This is a genomic window from Lactimicrobium massiliense (genome assembly GCF_900343155.1).
GTDB lineage: Bacteria > Bacillota_I > Bacilli_A > Erysipelotrichales > Erysipelotrichaceae > Bulleidia > Bulleidia massiliensis.
In genome coordinates this window covers 142,941-164,264 of sequence record NZ_OUNG01000002.1, presented here as the reverse complement: position 1 = coordinate 164,264, position 21,324 = coordinate 142,941, and the positions used below count along the sequence as shown (strand labels likewise).

Genomic DNA, 21,324 nt, shown 5'->3' with positions numbered 1-21,324 from the left:
GTGTATGAATACAGAACAAAAGATTCTGGAAATTCTCATGCATACCGACCAGCCTCTTGCAAGCAAAGACCTTGCTTTTCAACTTGGCACTTCAGATAAAACTGCTTTGAAATATCTGAATATGCTGAAACAGGAACTGGCTGGATCCGGTGCTGATATTGAAATCAGACAGCGCTCTGGTTCTGTCCTTCTGATCCAGGATCAGCAGAAGTTTTCTTCTTTCTGCTCCAGATTTTATCAGAAAGATCTCTTCAATGATCCAATGATTCGCAGTCGTTATATTCTGATGCGCCTGTTACTGGACTCATCACATCTGGATGGTTATGTACTGGCGGAAGACATTGGCATTTCACCTGGAACATTACGTTCTATTATCCGTTCCCTCAAACCTGTACTGCAGAAATACAATCTAAGCCTACACCGTTCACATCTTGATGGCTATCGCATTTCTGGCAAAGAAGAGGATATACGCCATTGCCTTTCAAGAGAAGGCAATGCCATGTTTATTGAAAACACTTTGGTATCCAACCCTTACCAGGGAAATCTGCAGTCTTCTTTGCACCAGATGATCAGCGATGCTTTGCAGCAATTTAACATTGCTGTTTCCAGCGACAGCATCAATGCCCTTTCCCTGCATGCACTGATTGCGATTAACCGCATTGAGACTAATAATCCTGTGGTTCTGCAAAATTATATAGATATCGCCAGGATCAAGTCAAAGCCAGAGTACAACGCAGCAAAAAAGATTGCATCCGAAATTTTCAAAGGTATTCATATTCAGCTTGATGAATCTGAAATTCTGTATCTTGCCATGCATATTGCAGGTAAACAAAGATTGCTTGGTCATGATCAATTTGACAATGAAATCAGTGATGATGCCATTTTGTTCTATAACAAATTCCTACGGCAAATCCTGCACTTGACGGGTGAAGACTTCTTTAATGATGAAGATCTCCGTTCCTCTCTGTTGAATCATATTGCACCCTTTCTGACCAGATTAAAGAGAAATATGCTCATTGAAAAAACCGAGCTGTCAAGCATCAAAAGTGAATTCCCTCTGGCATATGACACTGCTGTCAGCGGTCTTACCATCATTGACCAGGCACTTCCTGAAGCAGAGATTTCATTCTTTGCACTGCATCTGCAGCTTGCCTACGAAAAGAGAAAAGACGCAAACCATATTCGCTACAATGTAGCCATCTATTGCGAAGAAGTATCCAGCATTTATCAGATTGTCACATTCCGATTAAATCAGTACTTCAAAGATGATATCAATGAAATCATGTTTATTTCAAAAGATAAACGTAAGGATATCGAGCCCGGGATTTATCAGTTATTCCTTTCACTTTCTGACGATATGGAAGGTACATTTGAAGGAACGATCCATATCTCAGCGGCGATGTCTGAACCTGACATTTCAGCAATCCGCAGGCGTATTATTCAGCTAAATGCTGCCTTCTTTGACAACATCATGGTCAAGCCATATCTTTTCTGGACCATATCCGCGAGCAGTCAAATTGATGTTCTGAACCAGATGACAGATCTTACTGCGCGTAGCGTTCCGCTTCCTGCAGATTTTCTGGAACGTGTGCTGCATCGGGAAGCTTGCGCATCTACTGCATATAATAACCGCATCGCTATTCCACATCCTATTCTTAATGATGACATGCCCAGCTTTATTGCCATTGCCAGATTAAAGAATCCTGTTCAGTGGGGAAACAAAATGGTTCAGCTTATATTCCTTGTTTCCGGAAACAATGCAGTCAATCAGTGGTTCTACGATCATCTGGCAAAGACCATCAGTGATGAAAAAATTGTCCAAAGGTTGCTTCAGGCACCGGATTTCAAAGCATTCCGTAAAGTGTTTGAATCCAATAGGGTAGAGTGAGCCGCGTTAGCGGCTCGACCCTCCCGTTGCACCGTACGTACGGTTTTCCGTATACGGCGCTACGTTTGTATTTACTTACGATTATTGAGATAGTATTCCAACGGGTTGACCAGTCCTGGTCGACCTGTTTTCCTACTTGGCAGGGCCAGTACTTTCGGGCTGAGAGCGTAATTTACCACATCCATTCCACTCCTCCGATACCATCCTAGGCGTGAGTTGGCTACCTTGTATGTATCTTCATCGGTGAAATTACAATGGAACATAGCGTTAAGCCTTTGGAGATTTGTGTCTATACGCTTCGGTTTCTTCCATTGCTTGATGATGATGACTCTGACTTTGTGCCGCATCCACTGTCCATATTCATCGAGGAAAGCCTTCATATCTCCGATGATGAAATAATTGATCCATCCTCTGACGATCTGATTCAGTTTTGTGAATGTGACGGCCAGAGGTCTGGATATTGCTTCCTTGCGTTGCAGGACAGCCTTGGTTTTCGCCATCAGCCGTTTCTTTCTGTCATCACTCGGTTTGCAGTGCCATCCGTCTTTTGCCTTCCAGTACGTAAAGCCTAGGAACTCGCTGTGTGTTGGCCTGACCACCTTTGTCTTGGTTGGACTGACCTTCAGAAACAGCTTTCGTTCCAGCCATGAGGCTACCGACTTCATCACTCTGTCTGCCGCCATTTCGCTCTTCACGAAGATGTCGCAGTCATCTGCGTACCGCACAAAATGCAGTCCTCTGCTCTCCAGTTCTTTGTCAAATTTATCGAGATAAATAAGGCTAAGTATCGGACTGAGGGGTCCGCCTTGCGGAACGCCTAGTTCAGTTGGTGATACGAGTCCGTTCACCATGACGCCAGCCTTCAGAAAGGACCGGATCAGGTGTAACGTTCTCTTGTCGTTTACCTTTTCTCTCAAAATGGAGATTAATTTGTCATGATTCACCGTATCGAAATACTTTTCGATGTCGAGATCAATCACCCAGTCGTATCCGCTGTTCAGATTATTCAGGACATCCTTCATCGCATCATGTGCGCTTCTGTTTGGCCTGAATCCATAACTATGGTCACTGAATGTGCTGTCGTAGATGCCGCTGAGTACCTGGGCTGCTGCCTGCTGTACCACCCGGTCTGCGACTGACGGAATACCTAATGGCCTTTGCTTGCCATTGGGCTTGGGTATATAGACCCTGCGGACTGGTTTCGGTCTGTACTGCATGTTCCGGATCTGCTGTTTGATTATTTCTTTATGTTTAGAGAAATACTCATCCAGCTCACTGGTTTTCATGCCGTCCACGCCGGCCGCGCCACGGTTTCTCTTAACCCTTCTGATCGCTTCTTCCAAGTTTTCGTCACTCAGAATCACTTCAATTAATTCCATACCGCTGTGCCATTCCTTTCTATCTGTAGATTATTCAGAATCATCCCGGGGCCCTTTGCCGTCAGAGGTTACGATCCTCTGCTGTAGGCTTATCCTCCCTTTCGGACTATCCGAACATTGCGTATAGTGGGGCACACTATACAAACATTAGGTCCTTCGCTCCACTTCCGTTACAGAAGCTTCATCACTACTATGACCTCAGCTGACTTCCTGCGATAGACCTTTATCCGACCAGATGATAACGATAGCTGTTTAAAAGCGTCTCGGTTTCCCTGTGTTTAGGTTCATCTGTCCGCAGGATCTCTCGGGGTAAGACACACATCTGTAATTTCCATAGCTTCCTGATTTACCGGTCGGCTTTACGTTTGTCTTTTGGACTTCAGCTTGCATAGCAGCCTTATCCGCCTTATGGCCTCAATCAGGTTTCTGTACGTAAGCTCAGAAATATGCTAGCTACTGCTTTCGCTCTGGGTTATTCACCCTCGTCTGGTAGTTCACTTCGCTTGGCGACAAATACCCGCGGCCTGCCTCTATTGCAGGCTAGATGTGTGCCATGCCCGACACACTATGAAAAGACTTCCAGCTCATTTGTCTGAAAGTCTTTTTAATATAATCAATTACTTTTTGATATCCAGATGTCCGCCAACTGGGAGAACATGAATTCTTTCTGGGTTCTTTACGAAATCCTTTAATACTGCAGGATCACCATTGAATTCCTTCCAGTCAGATCGGACACATCCCCAGTGGATCGGGATGAGCTGACTGTTGGGATACTTGTCAGTGAGGATCTTGACACCATGCAGGCCGATATGCCATGTACCATCAGAAATATCCATCAGGATAACGTCCGGTTCCTTCAGCTGCAGCTGTTCTTCAATCAGTCTGGAATCTCCTACCATCCACACCGTTCCATCCGGTGTATCCATGTAGAATCCGCAATAGTCTTCCTTCTTGAAATATCTTTCTTTGGAATGCTTCGGTGACTCATTCTGCCAGTTGTGCCAGGCAGGGGTTAATGTCACCCTGACTGGTCCAATCTGGAAGGTATCGGTAATATCATAGCCTTCTGCCTCGATATCCAGCTCTTTGAACAGCTCTGCCACATATTTTGTGGTGCAGAATGTGTCCGTTTTATCCTTCAGTTCTTTCAGACTGGCTCTGGAGAAGTGATCATTTCTGCGTGTGGTACATCTTCCGGCTGGAATGGCGCCTCAGTCATAACCGGCATATCAAATCCCTTTAGCAGCGGATCAATCAGAATGATTGTTCCTCGGCAGTTGATCATGGCGCCGCCATTGCCAAGCCAGTACACAGCCGTATCATTGCGTGACGCAAAATCGCTGGCATCCATCTGGATGCGTTCAGCCTTTGCCTGCTGTTTCTCACTCATATATTTCTCCTGCTTATTTATGCGGAATCAGCCCTGTCAATGCATGCGGCTGATACAGCTCCTCCAGATACTTTGCATCATCATCGCTCAAAACAAAATCCACAGCCCGTACGGCATCATCAAAGTGATTCATCTTGGTGGCACCGACAATCGGTGCTGCCACACCTCTGTGATACAGCCAGCTCAGCGCAATCTCACTCATCGAAACATTGTACTTCTCTGCCAGTTCTTCCACCCTGCCAATAATCTGCAGATCATTGTCCTTATAGGCATCATACTTGGCCCGGATTACTTTATCCGTCTGACTGCGCTTGGAATCAATTGTCCAGCCCGGATGTGCCAGATGCCCACCAGCAAGCGGCGAATACGGAATCAGAGAAACACCATACTGCTGGCATACCGGAATCAGTTCACGCTCATCCTCACGATAGAGCAGATTGTAATGATTCTGCATAGTGGAGAACAATGTCCAGCCATGCTTCTCAGCACACACCTGCATATTATGGAACTGATACCCATACATAGCCGAAGCACCAATAGCACGCACCTTGCCAGCTCTGACAAGATCATGCAAAGCTTCCATTGTCTCCTCAATTGGCGTGTCATAGTCAAACCGGTGAATCTGATACAGATCCACATAATCCGTACCCAGTCTTGTCAAAGAGCCATCAATCTCACGCATGATTGCTTTCCGGCTCAGATGTCCCTCATTGAAATACACCTTTGTCGCAATCACAACCTTGTCCCGCGCAATGCCAAGATCTTTCAGTGCTTTGCCAATATATTCCTCACTTGTTCCATGCGAATACTGATTTGCCGTATCAATGAAATTGACGCCAAGATCCAGGGCATGGCCAATCATTTCCTTTGTTCTCTCCTGATCCAGTGTCCACAGGTGAAAATCTTCAGACGCCTTTCCAAACGACATGCCGCCAACCGCCAGCCTTGATACTCTGATATCTGTTCTGCCTAAATTAACGTATTTCATGATATCCTCCTGATCATTCATGCTCTCTGGTTTATTTATAGCACTGCACATCACCATCCGCCTGAAATATTCTTCCTGCCAGCAATGCAAATGATGCATATGGTGTTATCAGCTATCAGAACATAACCACTTTTCATGCAGTATCACATACAACATTGTCAGGCCTGAACAGAAATGCGATTTATTCTTTGTTTATAGCGTCTATATGGCATTCATGCATATATAAATCTGTTAAATTTTTGTAAAGTGCCATGATGTAAAATAAAACTGTTTTGCTTTTTTCGGCTGTTTTGTTTTAGAAATTTCGGCACTTTTATTTTATATTTTTCGGATTAATGACCAGAATACCCTGCAAATAATGCGCATATCTCAGGCATCCACATACTACAAATCGCAGAGAATAAAAAATGCCGAAAAGCCAATATTTTTATTGACTTCCCAGCATTCATGCATATTCAAACTGTCAAACTTTTATGTTAAGCATTCTCGTTTCTGAGCGCTTCTACCAGGTTTTCTTTAGCCAGTTTCCTGCCGCCATACAGCATGGCTGCGCCAACTGAGGCAAAGATGGCAATGACGGCAATCAGAATGGCCTTCCATGGCAGAATAAAGCCAAAGTCCATCTTGTTGCGAACCGAAAGATAGATGCCATATGTAACAAGAACAGACACGGGAATACTGATGATCAAAGAACGTAAGCCATAGAGCAGACACTCTTCATACAGCATCTTCCGGAAGCTCTTCATGGTCATGCCCACAGATCTTAACATGGCAAACTCTTTCCTGCGCAGCTGCAGATTCGTAGAGATCGTATTAAAGATGTTTGCAGTCGCAATCAGGGCAATCAGAGTAATGAAGGCATAGCTCAGTGCTGAGATCATAAAGATAAAGGACTCTTCCTGCTGCCTTGAAGCCGTCATATCCGTGACCGTCAGACTGCTGCTCATCTCATTGGCCGCATCCGTCATGATCTTTGCCGTACTGGCATGGTCTTTTGCCGCAAACTGCATCCACACATTGTTGGAACTGGTATACTGGCTGTCAGCCTGATTCATCTGTGCAACGGCATCAAGCATGGACATTGGATAAATAATGCCAGAAGTCCGGTAGCCAATGCTTTCATAAATCTCTGAGGAGGAAATCACAGCACCAATCCTGAACGGAATCAGAATCTGCACCTGATCTGCCGGTATCTTCTTTGCTCTGACAGGATCCAGGGACTTTCCTTCCTCCTGCATCGACTGTATATAGTCATCATCATAATACAATATGTATTCTTCACCATTGATGGTGTCAGAACCGCCGTAAATCATGCCCTCCATCTGTCTGATGGCACGATTGTAAACCGTAAAGTCCCTATTGCTTCTGACAACCTGAATTTCTTTTGTTTTGCCATCCTCATTTACAGCCAGCTCCGTGTTATAGAACAGGCCAAGCGGCTGATCCGCATGGAAGTATTCTGTTTCTGTTAGACCATTGTCCCGCAGCATCTGCCTGAAGGAATCATCGTCCACAAAGATAAACTGGCTGGAATGCAGCGGAATCAGACTGCCTGTGCTGTCAGTCAGCTGCAGGGCTTCTGCCGTAAGCAGACTGGGATCAATGAGTAACTGGTACGGACTTGCTGCAGAATAGTACATGCCGGATGTCACATCACCACAGCTTTTCATGCTGTCATAGACCTCATTTACGCTGCCGGCATCAATGACAGGTGAATTGCTGACCATCTGTACCATAATGTCATATGGATTAGTGCTGTACTCCAGCTGCATGGTTTTATGCAGATACAATGAGAATGAAGAAGCACTGACAAAAAGTACGACCGAAACGCTCAGGGACAGAATGGTTGTCCGGAATCTTTTGCGGGAGCGCTGGAAATTGCGGGATGTCAGAACACCTTCCAGTCCAAACAGCTTTTTAATATACTTTGGAGTACGCAGAGATTTCTTACGGATTCTGATGTCATCTTTCTGACGGATGGCATCCATTGGGGTTGCCCTGATAGCCCTGTGAGCAGGAATCCAGGCAGCGGTCAGTACCGTTGCCATACAGATAGCACTGGCCAGCAGAAGTCCTTTCCAGCTGATAATCAGATGCAGGGATGCAGTTGAACCAGATCGTAAAGCAGTCAGTGTGCCTGACATCAGATGCAGGGTAATGCCGGTGCCAAGAAGACCAACTGCAATGCCCGGGATGATGCCGGCAGCACCAGTCATCAATGCTTCAAACAGTACAGTTGAACGAATCTGGGCACGTGAAGCGCCAATCGATTTCAGCAGGCCATATTCCTTCTGTCTTTCTGATACTGAAATCGTAAACGCATTGTAGATCAGGGAAACAGAGCCAACCATGACAAGACCAATCAGGATCGCTGCCAGTCCTCTGATAACAGCCAAAAGACTGTCAGAAACACCGCCAAGAGCCGGCTCATCAAACCTGGTCAGATCACTATGAAGCGTCAGCAGACTTTCATCCGGTACCCTCTGCATGAACGATTTCAGATGCCGGATATTCTTCAATGTCACGTACACATTGACACCTATGGCATCACCGCCTTTTGTAAAGACAGTAAAGCCGGGACAGGAAAGACTCTCTGCCTCTGTGCTCAGTCTTTCATAATAGCCCGTCACCGTATAGGTCTTTGCAGAAGCATCAACGATCTCTTCTTTGCCATAATCAAGGATATCCAGATCACTCATCACTTTGCCGTTATCAGTGCGCGTGCCGACATCTACCGTCAGACTCTCACCAATGTCATAAGGATCTGCCATATAACTTTTCATATTCTCCGGCAGAATGATTTCATTCTCATTTTCAGGCAGATGGCCGGATGTCAGCTTTACCTTCAGCAGAGAAGAATTCAGATCTCCGGATTCAATCAGCAGATACGGCTTATAGTCATTTGCAGAAGGAATCTTTGCCCAGCCATTGATCTGCATCATCAAAGCTTCTCTGACTTCTTTGTCATCCGCCACCATCTTTGCACTGTCAGAATCCTGGGCATGATAGACAGCTTCAAAGGAACCGTCCTGTTCCCTTACAGTATTCTTCAGCCACTGTACACAGCTGAATGCGCCTTCGATCACCGCCGTAAACAGGGCCATGGAAAGAATCATGCCAATCCACGTAATCCGTGTTCTGGTATGATTTTTCTTCATGGTGCGGGCCGCATATCTTGCAAAGATATTCATACGCGCGCCTTCCTGCGCACATCAGAAACAATGCGCCCATCCTCAATTGTCATGATCCGGTCTGCCTGCAGGGCAATATTCTCATCATGCGTAATCATGATCAAGGTCTGCTCATAGGTGCGATTTGAATACTTCAGCAGCGATACAATTTCCTGTGAATTTTTCGAATCCAGATTGCCCGTCGGCTCATCCGCCAGTACAATCGCCGGCATATTCATCAGCGCCCTGCCAATGGAAACGCGCTGCTGCTGGCCACCCGACAACTGATTGGGAAGACTGTACTTCCTGTTTGACAGCTGCAATATCCGCAGCAATTCGTCCAGCCTGTTCTGATCCACCTTTCTGCCATCCATTAATACCGGCAGCGTCATATTCTCCACTACATTCAGGACCGGAATCAGATTATAGAACTGATAGATGATGCCTACCTCACGCCGTCTGAATACAGCCAGCTGGTCTTCATTATTGGCATATACATCCTGCCCATTAAGATACACCTTGCCCGATGTTGGCCGATCTACCGCTCCCAGAAGATGCAGCAGGGTTGATTTGCCAGAACCGGAAGAGCCCACAATGGCAACAAACTCCCCCTTATCCACGCTGAAACTGACATGATCCAGGGCAACCGTCTGATTATTTCCCTCCCCATAGATCCTGGTCAGATCTTCTGTTCTCAAGATTTCCATCTGTGTCTTCCTCCTTTGACACCTGTATCATCCATCTTCAGAATGACAAAACAGTGACAAGAATCTTAAGATCGCATCAGATTGTCTGGGTATAAAAGCGTATCACAAAGCAGGCACCATGATCGTTCATCGCCTGAATCGTGCCATCCTGCCGGGAAATGACTGCCTGAGCCAGCGCAAGACCAATGCCAGCCGCATTGGGTGATGCATTCTTTCCCTTATAAAATCGCTCAAAGATATGCGGCAGGTCTTCCTCATCAAAGCCTGTCCCATTGTCATGAATCACAATCTCGGTATACAACGGTGTCTGTCTGGCCGTGATGGTGATTCTGCCGCCTTCACCCGTATGTTCCATACAGTTTTTAATGATGTTGCCAAGTGCCTCTGCAGTCCAGTACACATCACACACAACCTGCGTACTGCCAATATCCTTTTTTACCTCTGTCCCATTCAGATCCAAAGCAGTGCGCAGACTTTCCATTGCCTGCTCCAGCAAGTCAGATACAGAAATCTTCTGCTTCTTCATCTGTACCGTGCCGGCATCCAGCTTTGACATCTTCAGCAGCTGTTCCACCAGACTTTCCATATGATGCAGGGATCTCTGCATCTCACGGCGGATATGTTTCTGCTGTTCTGCAGACATCTTTTCATCCCGCAGCAGCTGCAGATTCAGATGCAATGCCGTTAACGGCGTACGCAGCTGATGTGAAATATCCGCCAGTGCCCTTGTCATCATCTTTCGATCCTCTTCCAGATGATCCGCCTGACTTCTTAACTGCATCGTTGTCTTGGCAATCTCATTCTGCAGAACAGACAGCTCCCCTTCCTGCATATCAGAAATCATGATCTCCCTTTTGCCATGAAGTACCTCATCCAGTTCCTCTGACAGTCTGGCAATGGCACGATAGCGATGCACAGCAAAGTATAAGCCAGTCAGAAACAGCAGAACTCCGCATCCCAGCACAAGCATGCCTGCATATACATCGTAAAGAAAGCCCAACGTACAAAGCACGATGATCACAAGCAAAGCCGCAAGCACTTCTTTACGGATTTCCGGATTATGAAAGATCTTCATAACAGCCGGTACCCCAATCCCCTGACTGTCTGCAGAATCACCGGATGCACAGGATCTTTCTCAATCTTGCTGCGAAGCCGCCTGATATAGACAGACAGGGTATTGTCATTCACATAGTCGCCGCAGCATTCCACGATCTCATCAAGCAGGAATTCCCTGCTGAGCAGTTTTCCGCGATGATCCAGAAAGATCTGCAGCAGCTTGTATTCCATTGCGGATAACACAATCTCTTTTCCATCACGGGACACATGTGCCGTGTCCATATCAATGACAAGCCCATCAATCACAACTGGTGCCGCCTGATGCCGTCTTCTTAATACATTGCGGATCCTGCTCAGCAACACCTGTGGTGAAAAAGGCTTTTCCACATAATCCTCCGCCCCCAGATCAAAGCTTTGAATCTGCAGACTTTCATCATCCCGCGCTGTCAGAAAGATGACCGGAATCTCTTTATCCAGAGAACGGAAAAAAGACAGGCCATCGCCATCCGGCAACGTCACATCCAGCAGAATCAGATCAAGGTCTTTTCCCACAAGCTGTCCTGCCATTGCGGCTGTACCTGCACACAGCACCTCATACCCATTTTCTTTCAGAAACAAAGACAATGAACTCTGAATGGAGGCATCATCTTCCACAAGCAGAATAACCGGCATAACTGACAAAAAGGCCGCCTCAGTTCAGCGGTCTCTTCTCCTCAACTTTCTTTTCAGGCTGATTCTGATGAAGCACAATTTCCTCTGTCACTGCATCATCCTGCGGAATCCTTGCCCCACAGTGATGACAGAACACTTCATCCACTTCCAGCTTCGTACCGCACTCCGGACAATACCGCACCACCTTGACCTTCTGCTCCGGCTGTCTCATGCCACAGTACGGGCAGAACAAAGATCCATTGGGAATACGCTCTCCACACGCAGCACAGCGCACAATACCACGCATCTCATCAATCGATGACTGCCTCTCTCTGATTCCCTTCTGCAGACGAACCGCTTCCTGAATCATATCCGCATTCAGATCATCCGGATCATTGCGGTGTACCGCCACATAATCCTCACCAAGCTTCTCATAAATATGGCTCAGCTGCCCCTTCATCGTATGAATCTGCCACTGCAGCCTGATAATCTCAATTTCCTTTCGAAACCAGTTCACAATTTTTCCAAAGATATCCATACGAATATTATAGCCGCAATTCTTCGATGAGAAAAAGACGCTTTGGCAAATTTATGGACGACTTTCCATGCAAAACTAATAGACAATTTGCTAGCAGCTTTTCGATTGATAGATCCAGGGGCAGACGAGAAATTTCCACACAGTAAGTGGAAAATCACCAGAATGGTTCGCAGCATTGGTTCTGCGCACTGCTAAGGAAGCAGATACACCGGAACCTGATAGACCTTTTCATTGATGGGCCGTATCTTGTCCGTATTACAGATAATCAGACCGGTCTCGATTTTCATCTTATATTTATCCAGCACGGAAAAATTCTTTGCGGCATGTACAGGCAGGATGCCTGCCTTGATCTCAATCGGATAGATCTGATCTCTGATGACATACAGAAGATCGATTTCTTTCATGTCTGTGTCCCGGTAGTAATACAGGAAATCATGCGGATCCAGATTGAATGCATAAGCATTTTTAACGATTTCACTGACAACATACGTCTCAAAGAAGGCTCCATTCATTGCTGAATTGGACAGCATTTCGGCATTTGGCCATTTGCAAAGCCATGCACAAAGTCCCGTATCCATAAAGTAAATCTTTGGAGCTTTAATAATCCGATTGGAAACATTTGCCATGTATGGCTGCAAAAGAAAGATAATCCCGGAAGTTTCCAGAATTGAGATCCATCTCTTACAGGTTCGCACATCTATACCGACCGATCCGGCAATCTCATCATAATGAAGTTCCTGGGCTGTGCGCAGTGCAGCAATGGAGATGAAATTGCGAAACTGCAATTCATTTGAGGCATTGATCAGCTTTCTGACATCTTTCTCTATATAGGTACTCACATAAGATTTGAAGAACGCATTGCGCTCTGCAGCACCTGATACAACATCCGGCATTCCGCCTTGAAAGATTGTCTCAAAGATTTCTGCTCTTGTATGGTACGGAATCTTCTTACTGTTCTGCAGTTTCATCCAGAAAGATATCTCAGGAGAAAAGCAGTTTTCTTCCAGCTTCTGTTTCTCCATACTTGAAAAAGACGCCATATCTATTACACCGCACCTGCCTGCAAGAGAATCTGATATTCCCTGCTGCAATTCAAAGCGGTTGGAACCCGTCAGAATATACATTAACTGCCTCGGTGCATCCTCTTTCATCCACTTCAATCTCTGTTCATCAATAACTTTCTTGATCTCATCCAAAAGGCCCGATGCTTTCTGAATCTCATCAATAATCAAAGGCCACTGATATGTCTCCAGAAACAAACGGGGATTGCTTTGCGCAAGCAGACGATCATCCATATCATCCAAAGTTACCTTCTGATACTTCTCACCATAGAGATGATCGATCGTAGTAGACTTGCCCACCTGCCTCGATCCATAAATCACAATGCAAGGAAAGGATCTTCCTACTTCTTCAATAGTTTTTTCAATGGAACGATGAAAATACATGATCTTTACCTCCGCTTCTACTCTTATTATATTTTATTTCGGTTAAAATATCATCGGAATGTAGTTTTCACCGGATTATCTTCATCAGTTGCCAGTTTCATGACTTCCGTCTGTAAATGGAAAGCTCAGTAATGTTGAATATGCACAAAAGAACAAAAACAGGAGAGAATCTCTCCCCTGTCAGAATGATTTCAGTAAACCCTGTAAACCTTCCTCTTTGTAAATCTCTTTATATGGCTGTACCTGTTCACGAATGATGTTATCAAGTTCCTTCATTCCTAACAGTTCTACCGGCGCTTTGTCATCTGTTAACAGATGGCCGCTGCTGTGATAGACGGACATCTGTGATGATGCCTGACGCATGAATTTTTTCAGCTGACTGCACAGAATCGTACTGATACTGCTTTTCATCTGCGCACTCATATCCTGATCACTTGCAAACAGTTCTCTGTTGGTGTTGCCTGGCACATCCACTGTCATAACATTTGAAAATACGGAAGCGATTGTATCTGACAGCCAGTCGGCAATACCTCCCTGTCTGGTACCATGCATATTCAGGTTTACAACCATCACACCACCAGGTTTGAGATGTGTCTTCACACTGTTGAAAAACTCAACAGATGACATCTGAAAAGGGATGGTAATATCCTGGTAGGCATCCACCATGATGACATCATACGTGTCATCTGTCTCATTCAGATATGCCCTGCCATCATATTCACTGACCGGGATAGTCTCAGGCAGTTCAAAATATTTGTGGGCAAGATCCGTAATTTTGCCATCAATCTCCACACCGGAGATATTCAGTCCCGGCATATATTTATTCAGCTGATGAGCATAGGTGCCGGATCCCATGCCAAGGATCAGTACATCCTTTGGATTCTGCACCATATATGGTGCTGCCAGAGCATAGTCATAATACATGCCGGTCAGACGGTTGGTTTTCTCCAGAAGTGACTGAACGCCAAACAATACATTTGTAGAAAGAATCGTTTCCGTTGGCGTATCCTGCACACGTAGATAGTTGTATATTGATTCTCCTTCATACAGAATACCGTCTTTTGACTCCCAGAAAGCAAAGTTGGTCTGATATCCCAGCAGGCTTGCGACGATGAACAGGATCGCTGCCGTCACGCTTTTCTTCTGGCCCCGCCTTTCGCTGAGGAAGTAGACGATGCATAAGGCAATCAGGATGCCGGCAAAGATCAGAAATGTAATGCTGGTGCCAACGGTGGGAATAGTCACAAATGTCGGCAGGAAGGTGCCCAGGATACTGCCAATGGTATTGGCCGCACCCAGTGTGCCAACCACACTGCCGCCTTCCTCCAGAGAGCGCATTGTATATTTTGCCAGTGAGGGCGTCACTGTGCCTAACAGGAACAATGGAAACACAAATACAATCAGGCAGGTAGCAAAAGCCGCAAGAATCAGATAATTGGCATTGACCGAGAAGATGACCAGTGCTGAGATGCCAACAATAATGTACTTTCCAAGAAATGGGATCAATGCCAGCCAGATGGCCGCAAACAGGATTCTGCCATAGAGGTTGTCCGGATTCTGATCCTTGTCTGCTTTTTTACCTCCATATATATTGCCGGCTGCCATAGCAATCATGATCATGCCAATGATGATCGTCCACACAATCTGAGAGGAGGAAAAATAAGGCGCAATCAGTCTTTGGGCACCAATCTCTACGGCCATCACAGCCATGCCAGAGAAAAACTCTGTCAGGTAGAGATAAAGTTTATTCTGCAGAATACGGGGATAGGATGCTGAGTTCATAGTTGTTCTCCTGTTATTTGTATTAATCATACACACAGGCTCCTACTCAATCTATTTAATTTGACCAGGCAAAGTACTGCTGTTGAAAACACGCTACATTTTTCCTGATGGATACCATATTCAGCGTATCCAGAAAGACATCTCTTGCGATTTTGAGACTGAAAGTGATTGTATGTGAAACATACGCAAGCTTAAAACTGCAGCTGCCGCAATACCATCTGATCTTCTTATCCCGGCGGTAAAGCATTGGATGCACAGTACCTCACACAGGGCATACATCCGGCCTGGTGGAACACAGATTTTCATTTGCCCTGCATATCTCCCCAGTCATTTTACAGAATGTATCCTTCTGATTGTCAGTCAGCCGGGTAAATTCTTTCTGTACTGCCCTCTGTCTCACGCTGATTGCATTCTTTACACATAGAAGCTTTCTGTGCCAGTTATCTTCGCACAAAATAACATAGTGAACCAGATCATCCGCAATATCCTGGCTGGATATCCTGGCACGGATGACATCAGGCATACCTCGTCCTGTGGCTTGTAAGACCCTTATATAATATGTAAGTTCTGCAGCGAAGAAGCCCTCCTCTGTTTTCCAGTCTGCCCGACATATGATCTGCATCACAATACATGGCAGAAAGAATAAACGATTGCGCCATCATACGGCCACTTCTGCAACTATTACCCTACCTTTTGTCTTTTTCAATAATAAATAACTTTTTCTGATCAATCTTCTTGCATTTCTATCCGGAACAAGTATTCTTTCACCAGAAGTGGGTGAAAACAGATCTACCGTGCAGATTTTTCCTTATATAAGTGCTTACAATGCTTATGTCATCTGGTTTTCCTGCTCTAGATCATCAGAAGATACAAACAAGATTGTATTTTTACCAGAACAAATGTATACCAAATTGGTATGCAATCAATATTATGACAGATAAGAATAGGCAGGTGATGGAATGAAAACTGTTTTTGGAAAGAAGATTGGGGCAGTCATATGCACGATTGCCATTGTACTGGGTACCTTGATCGGCCCGATGCCGGTTCTGGCAGAAGATACAACTACAGCAGACCCATCAACCACAGGCTTGGATCTGGGCAGTGGCGATTATGTCACTGGTTATCAGCTCTCTTATCAGGATGGCAATGACTGGGTCACTGTATCAGACAATACTACTAAGATTTCCATGTTTACCAAAGTAAAGATGAACGTATACTTTGGAAACATCTCTGCTACGACCCTCAAAGAGACGTATGGTGGAAAACTTTATCTGGACGTACCGTCGATATTATCCAATCCAACTGTTTCCAGTGGCGATGTGCAGGATTCCAGCGGTAATTATGTAGGATCTCTTATTGTTGACGGGCAGCGCATCACTCTGGCAATTGACGAAACTTATCTGTCCAATCAGCTTAAAAATGAAGGGAAAGACTTCTTGATTCAAAACGGCAGCCTGACTTTTACAGCCACACCAGATCCTACACAGATACGGGATAAATACACACAGCAGATCAAAATCGGAAAACTGGATGTCACCATCAACTTTGATCCGGATTCCGACGCAAAATCATCCGATCTTTCCCTGCAGAAATCCACTCCGGTTTATTCATCTGATGCAGAAGGCAATGGCTATCTCACCTATGCACTGACAGTGAAAGCAGGGGATGCAGCAATGCCGAAAGTTACTGTAGAAGATCATTTCACCAGCAACGCAAACTTTGTGGATTCTTATGTTGGCATCACTTCGACCGCAGTGAATCTGACATCTGAGACAAGTGCTTCTGTATATGAAGAAATCATTTCAGGCAGCAGTTCAGCAGCTCCTGGCAGTGTGCAGCTCTCTGTAGATAAAACTACTTCTGATCCAGGCACCATGCGATGGACAATTGGAGATATGGCTGCCAATGAAGTCAGAGTCCTGCACTATAAGGTTAAACTGTCTTCCGATTATGTTGGCAATGGATCAGCAGATAACGGTGCAATCACGAATACTGCTACGCCATATTCAAGAGGCTATGAACACAATTCTGCCTCATCTTCATTTACGCCACATGCCGGTGCAGCAATGACTAAAACTGCCGGTGATGCCACTGAAAACAGTGACAGTACAATTACAATCCCCTACACAATCACAGTTACAACAGACAAAAGCAATACATGGCCTCTGAAGAACCTGAAAATTTCTGACTACTTTGGCGACTCGCAGACACAAAATGCCAATAAAACAACTCTCTGGAATGCAATTACACCAACAACCGATTTCCCATATCTTGGCTTCCATGATTTCAAGATCATCGATGGCAGTACAACAACCGAAGTATCTGAAGGTACAAGTTCCAGTACGGCTCCCTATTATGCCTTGAAGGGAACAAACGAGTATCCGGGCTTCAACCTGTATATTGGCGATGTCGCACCTGGAAAAACTATCACTATCAAGGTAAATCTTACAATGAAGCCAATTTTCTCTGCTGGCCAGGTCAAGATTGGCAACCGTGGTATCCTTTTTTCCAACGATAAGTCATCTCTCGGCAACAAATATCTTGGAGGAGGGACAGCTCAAACAAGTTTTGATCAGCAGCACTGGGACAGAAAGATCATGGGATCTGCTACAGAATCCTCAATTATGCAGACACCGGATTCTGGTGATACTGTTTACACTTACAATTACAATGATTCAAATTCTCCCTGGACCACATCCGCTTCAAACAGTGCAATCGAAATTCCTGCCGGCAGTTATCGGTATCAGGTTGTCGTCAATGAACAGGCGATCTGGGATGTCTCATCCTCTCAGTTTACAGACACGCTAGGAAATGATGGTAAGTTTCTTCATTATGCAGGTTATCTGAGATTGGACTACTATTCAGATGGTGTCAGTTCCTCTGTATCAAATGGATCTGACAGTGATGTAGCAAAAGCACTGGCAGCTAAAACACCCACAAAGACAGTCTGGCTCAATATCAATGACATGTCCTCTTTCAATCTTTCCCCGAAGGATCTGGGAAGCAGTTTTGGCAAAGGTTCCTTCCTGCTGACCTATTATGCAAAACCTTTGACAGGTGCTTTCAGCAGTGTGAGGACAGGCAACAGCTTCACCCTGAGTGGAACAATTGTTGGTAAAGGCGATAAATCATACATACTGCCGGCAATGAATGTCAACACAAACGTAACAGTTACCGGCACCACGAATTATTCTGCGCATAAATATTCCTGGTACTACGATCCAAGCGACACATCTAATGGTTTTACCAACGGCAAGCTGTATTGGATCATCACGGTAGATGGCACCAAGGTGCCTGCTGGAATGCAGCTGCATGATGTTCCAGGAAGAGAGCCAAGCCATGCCACCGCAAATTCTATTGTTGGCATCTACTTCGGCAATACGCCGGATGAAGGCAGCTCCGTTACAGAGACCTATGGAAACTATGCCGAGTTATCTGCAGATTCCTCATTTGAGCAGATTGATTCATCCAACTATACATGGAAGCTTGATGGCAACGGTCCTGGCACTTTGACTTTCAACAAAGATATTGCCATTCCAAACGGAAAGACAATGTATATCATCGTGGCTATTTATCCTAACGATAAGCCATCTGATAATGCCCGGACGCAGACAACGTACTACAACACATTGCAGGAAAGATCAAATTCTAATATGGGCTGGAACGATGTCAATACAGCAACTCTGTATGTCCTTGGTCAGGGCACAAACTTCAAGGAATTTGGTGAGTATGGTACATACAATGCTGATACAAAGAAATGGAGTGATACACAAATTGCCCCAAATCACGCCATCAGCAGAATCCTGACATCTTACAACACAAACGAAGGAACTCAGACACTCACTTCCGGTACATATGTTGACTACATTCTGGTCGTCAACTATGCAGGTGATGAATCAGGCAAATTCAAAGTAGAAGCCGTTGTACCGGAAGGCATGGAACCTGTTTACGTCAGATATTTCTGGATTCCAAATGGACTGCGAAGTGGTAACAATGCACCAGCGATGCCAGAAATCAGCAGTGACGAACTTGGTACTGGCAACTGGACAGATATCGGCTTAAAGAATACTGCAATAGATAACGCTACTTATCAGGGAAGTGCTTATGCCTACTATGATTCTGAAAGCAGAAGAATTATCTTCATGGCAGATAATCTGCAAAAGGGCACACCTGGCCAGATAGATACGAATGACCTGCAGGTACAGGTTGTCATGCGGGTGACAAATTCTGATAACATTATTTGAAACAGTGCATCGTATACCAATACCATGAATGTTTACAACAGCAGTAACAATCTTGTCACAACAAGCAAAGTTACAACAACCGTCAAAACTCACACAGTTGATAAAACAGCTGGTGTTGTAAGCTACGGTATGGTTCCCTTTACAATTACTGCCAATCCCCTGGGTATTGATCTCTCACCAGATACAGACACACTGACGCTGGTAGATGAACTAGAAGGTTCAATGTCTTTGGATCCTGCTTCTATCACGGTACAGGATGGCAAGGGCAATACTCTTGACGCTAGTCAATGGACCGTGAGTATCACAAAAGATACTGCCAAAAAGACAGTCATGACCATGACCGTTCCGGATGGCAAGAAGCTGACAATCACATACAAGGCATCGATTGATGCATCGCCTGGAACTGACGTCTCATACAAGAATACTGCTCACTGGTATGGTGTAAGTACAGACAGCTATAAGACAATCAAGGATACTGTCCAATACGGCGTCGATGCAAGCATCGGATTCGAACACAATCCCATTATCAACCTTATCAAGGTTGATCAGGACAATGTCAGTAAGAAGCTGTCCGGTGCTGTGTTTGAGATTTACAAAACTACTGAAACGAATGGTACATGGGCAATAACCGGTGATCCGCTGGAAACAGCCACTAGTGACAGTAATGGCAGGCTGAGCTTTGGCTCTGGTACGACGAAGCTTCAATACAATACAGTCTATGCCATTGTCGAAAAGTATGCACCAGAAGGTTATGTAAAGAATTCCTCGCCATTCTTCATTGCCATGGCAAGAGCTGATAATGCAGGCAAGTATCCAAATGAATCCACCGATTGGAACAGTACCATCGACAGTAATCTTGTGACATACACAAAAGAGCAAGTGGCTGCCTGGGCTGCTCAAGGTGTCACGGTCAACTACCGTGGCAGTACGTATACCTACACAGCCTACAATCACAAAGTTTCTCTGAATCTTGTCAAGGAATTCCAGGATAAAGATGGCAGTACATTAACGACTCCACCGGATGGAACATTCTACTTCGGTCTGTACAGTTCTGATAACAATCTGGTGGAAAAACTGACCATTACATATTCGAATGGTACTGCTTCCTATCAGCTGACAGAGAATAATGTTACCAAGAGCGTTGATTCTGCAACATTCACAGATCTGAACGTTGGTGACAGATATTCTGTCTATGAACTTGATGCCAATGATGAAAAAGTGAAAACAGGACATATCCTTTACAACAAAGAAGGCAATGGCTATATCGCTTCCTATACTTTAAAGAAAACAGGTGATGCTGATCCTGTTTCATACGATCCTGCTACAAATCAGATTATCGTTGAAGATACAGACAGTGCCGGCACCGTAACAATCACCAATCAGGAATTCACGATTCCAGAAACTGGTGTCTATATCCGAGATAACTTCTGGTACTTTGTAGCATTCCTGTTATTGGATAGCATTACGATCTGTTACGTGCTGTATCTCAAACGCAGATTCAATAAGAGTCATAACAGATGAGGAAGACAGATGAAAAGCTGAAAAGAACTCCTGAAACGGAGCAGCCCTTATGGAAAGGGTATGTCAATCTGCTCATCCGGGCTGGCATCTTCATATTGATTATCGTTGTGCTGTTTACTCAAATACTGTTTCTGAAAAGAGTGAATGGCAATGATATGTTCCCATCATTGAAAGATGGTGATCTGGTTCTGGGCTTCCGCCTGGAATCAACACTGCGATCTGGTGATGTGGTTCTCTATCAGGCAGATGGTTCTCTGCACTTTGGCAGAATCCTGACATTGTCTGGCAGTACCGTTGAAATCAGCGGAAACGGCAGTGTACAGGTCAACGGTGTTACAGAGAGCGGAGAAATCCTGTTCTCCACCGACGATCCCGGTACGCTGACGTATCCATATACTGTCCCTGAAGGAAGTGTGTTCATCCTCAATGATGACCGCATGGAAACAGGAGATAGCCGTATCTATGGGGCAATCCCCATCAAAAGCATCAAAGGAAAAGTGCTCACTCTTCTAAGAAGAAGGGGCATATAAAATAGATGAAAACAAATCCCATCAAAAGAAAAAGA

At 45.1% G+C, this 21,324-nt stretch carries 16 protein-coding genes; 4 read left to right on the top strand and 12 right to left on the bottom strand.

Annotated features, from left to right (window positions below; genetic code table 11):
* Positions 1-4 precede the first annotated feature (4 nt).
* On the top strand, positions 5-1,888 hold the full coding sequence (locus DHU66_RS12005) for a BglG family transcription antiterminator (RefSeq protein ID WP_167836248.1): 1,884 nt from the start codon (positions 5-7) through the stop codon (positions 1,886-1,888).
* 71 nt (positions 1,889-1,959) lie between these two features.
* Here DHU66_RS12005 and ltrA read toward each other — a convergent pair whose 3' ends face one another.
* From ltrA to DHU66_RS04155, 12 genes are all read right to left on the bottom strand, one after another.
* Entirely contained in the window at positions 1,960-3,267 is a 1,308-nt protein-coding gene (gene ltrA / locus DHU66_RS04210; RefSeq protein WP_108774013.1) for a group II intron reverse transcriptase/maturase, read from the bottom strand.
* A gap of 617 nt (positions 3,268-3,884) precedes the next feature.
* Complete coding sequence (locus DHU66_RS04205) at positions 3,885-4,409, bottom strand: MBL fold metallo-hydrolase (protein ID WP_245309401.1); 525 nt, start codon at positions 4,407-4,409, stop codon at positions 3,885-3,887.
* A 5-nt stretch (positions 4,410-4,414) separates the two neighbouring features.
* Complete coding sequence (locus DHU66_RS12430; protein ID WP_245309383.1) at positions 4,415-4,657, bottom strand: MBL fold metallo-hydrolase; 243 nt, start codon at positions 4,655-4,657, stop codon at positions 4,415-4,417.
* 13 nt (positions 4,658-4,670) lie between these two features.
* Positions 4,671-5,645, bottom strand: a complete 975-nt coding sequence (locus DHU66_RS04200) for an aldo/keto reductase (RefSeq protein WP_108774924.1) — start codon at positions 5,643-5,645, stop codon at positions 4,671-4,673.
* Between the two features lie 476 nt (positions 5,646-6,121).
* On the bottom strand, positions 6,122-8,836 hold the full coding sequence (locus DHU66_RS04195; RefSeq protein WP_108774644.1) for an ABC transporter permease: 2,715 nt from the start codon (positions 8,834-8,836) through the stop codon (positions 6,122-6,124).
* Complete coding sequence (locus tag DHU66_RS04190) at positions 8,833-9,522, bottom strand: ABC transporter ATP-binding protein (protein WP_108774643.1); 690 nt, start codon at positions 9,520-9,522, stop codon at positions 8,833-8,835. Before DHU66_RS04190 ends, DHU66_RS04195 begins: the two co-directional genes overlap by 4 nt.
* A gap of 76 nt (positions 9,523-9,598) precedes the next feature.
* Positions 9,599-10,597, bottom strand: a complete 999-nt coding sequence (locus DHU66_RS04185; protein ID WP_108774642.1) for a sensor histidine kinase — start codon at positions 10,595-10,597, stop codon at positions 9,599-9,601.
* Entirely contained in the window at positions 10,594-11,250 is a 657-nt protein-coding gene (locus DHU66_RS04180) for a response regulator transcription factor (protein WP_108774641.1), read from the bottom strand. The genes DHU66_RS04185 and DHU66_RS04180 overlap by 4 nt, the downstream gene beginning before the upstream one ends.
* Positions 11,251-11,269: 19 nt before the next feature.
* Entirely contained in the window at positions 11,270-11,767 is a 498-nt protein-coding gene (locus tag DHU66_RS04175; protein WP_108774640.1) for a zinc ribbon domain-containing protein, read from the bottom strand.
* Between the two features lie 191 nt (positions 11,768-11,958).
* Positions 11,959-13,212, bottom strand: a complete 1,254-nt coding sequence (locus tag DHU66_RS04170; RefSeq protein ID WP_108774639.1) for an ATP-binding protein — start codon at positions 13,210-13,212, stop codon at positions 11,959-11,961.
* A 180-nt stretch (positions 13,213-13,392) separates the two neighbouring features.
* A complete protein-coding gene (locus tag DHU66_RS04165; protein ID WP_108774638.1) occupies positions 13,393-14,994 on the bottom strand; it encodes a spermidine synthase in 1,602 nt (533 codons plus the stop codon).
* Between the two features lie 262 nt (positions 14,995-15,256).
* Positions 15,257-15,517 (bottom strand): hypothetical protein, encoded by a 261-nt coding sequence (locus DHU66_RS04155; RefSeq protein WP_108774636.1) that lies wholly within the window; start codon positions 15,515-15,517, stop codon positions 15,257-15,259.
* Between the two features lie 436 nt (positions 15,518-15,953).
* On the opposite strand from DHU66_RS04155, the gene DHU66_RS04150 reads away from it, so the two are divergent.
* The 3 genes from DHU66_RS04150 to lepB are packed head-to-tail and all read left to right on the top strand — an operon-like array spanning position 15,954 to position 21,289.
* Positions 15,954-19,238, top strand: a complete 3,285-nt coding sequence (locus DHU66_RS04150; RefSeq protein ID WP_108774635.1) for a hypothetical protein — start codon at positions 15,954-15,956, stop codon at positions 19,236-19,238.
* Positions 19,239-19,262: 24 nt separating this feature from the next.
* A complete protein-coding gene (locus tag DHU66_RS04145; RefSeq protein ID WP_108774634.1) occupies positions 19,263-20,759 on the top strand; it encodes a SpaA isopeptide-forming pilin-related protein in 1,497 nt (498 codons plus the stop codon).
* On the top strand, positions 20,756-21,289 hold the full coding sequence (gene lepB, locus DHU66_RS04140; protein WP_108774633.1) for a signal peptidase I: 534 nt from the start codon (positions 20,756-20,758) through the stop codon (positions 21,287-21,289). The genes DHU66_RS04145 and lepB overlap by 4 nt, the downstream gene beginning before the upstream one ends.
* Positions 21,290-21,324: the final 35 nt, after the last annotated feature.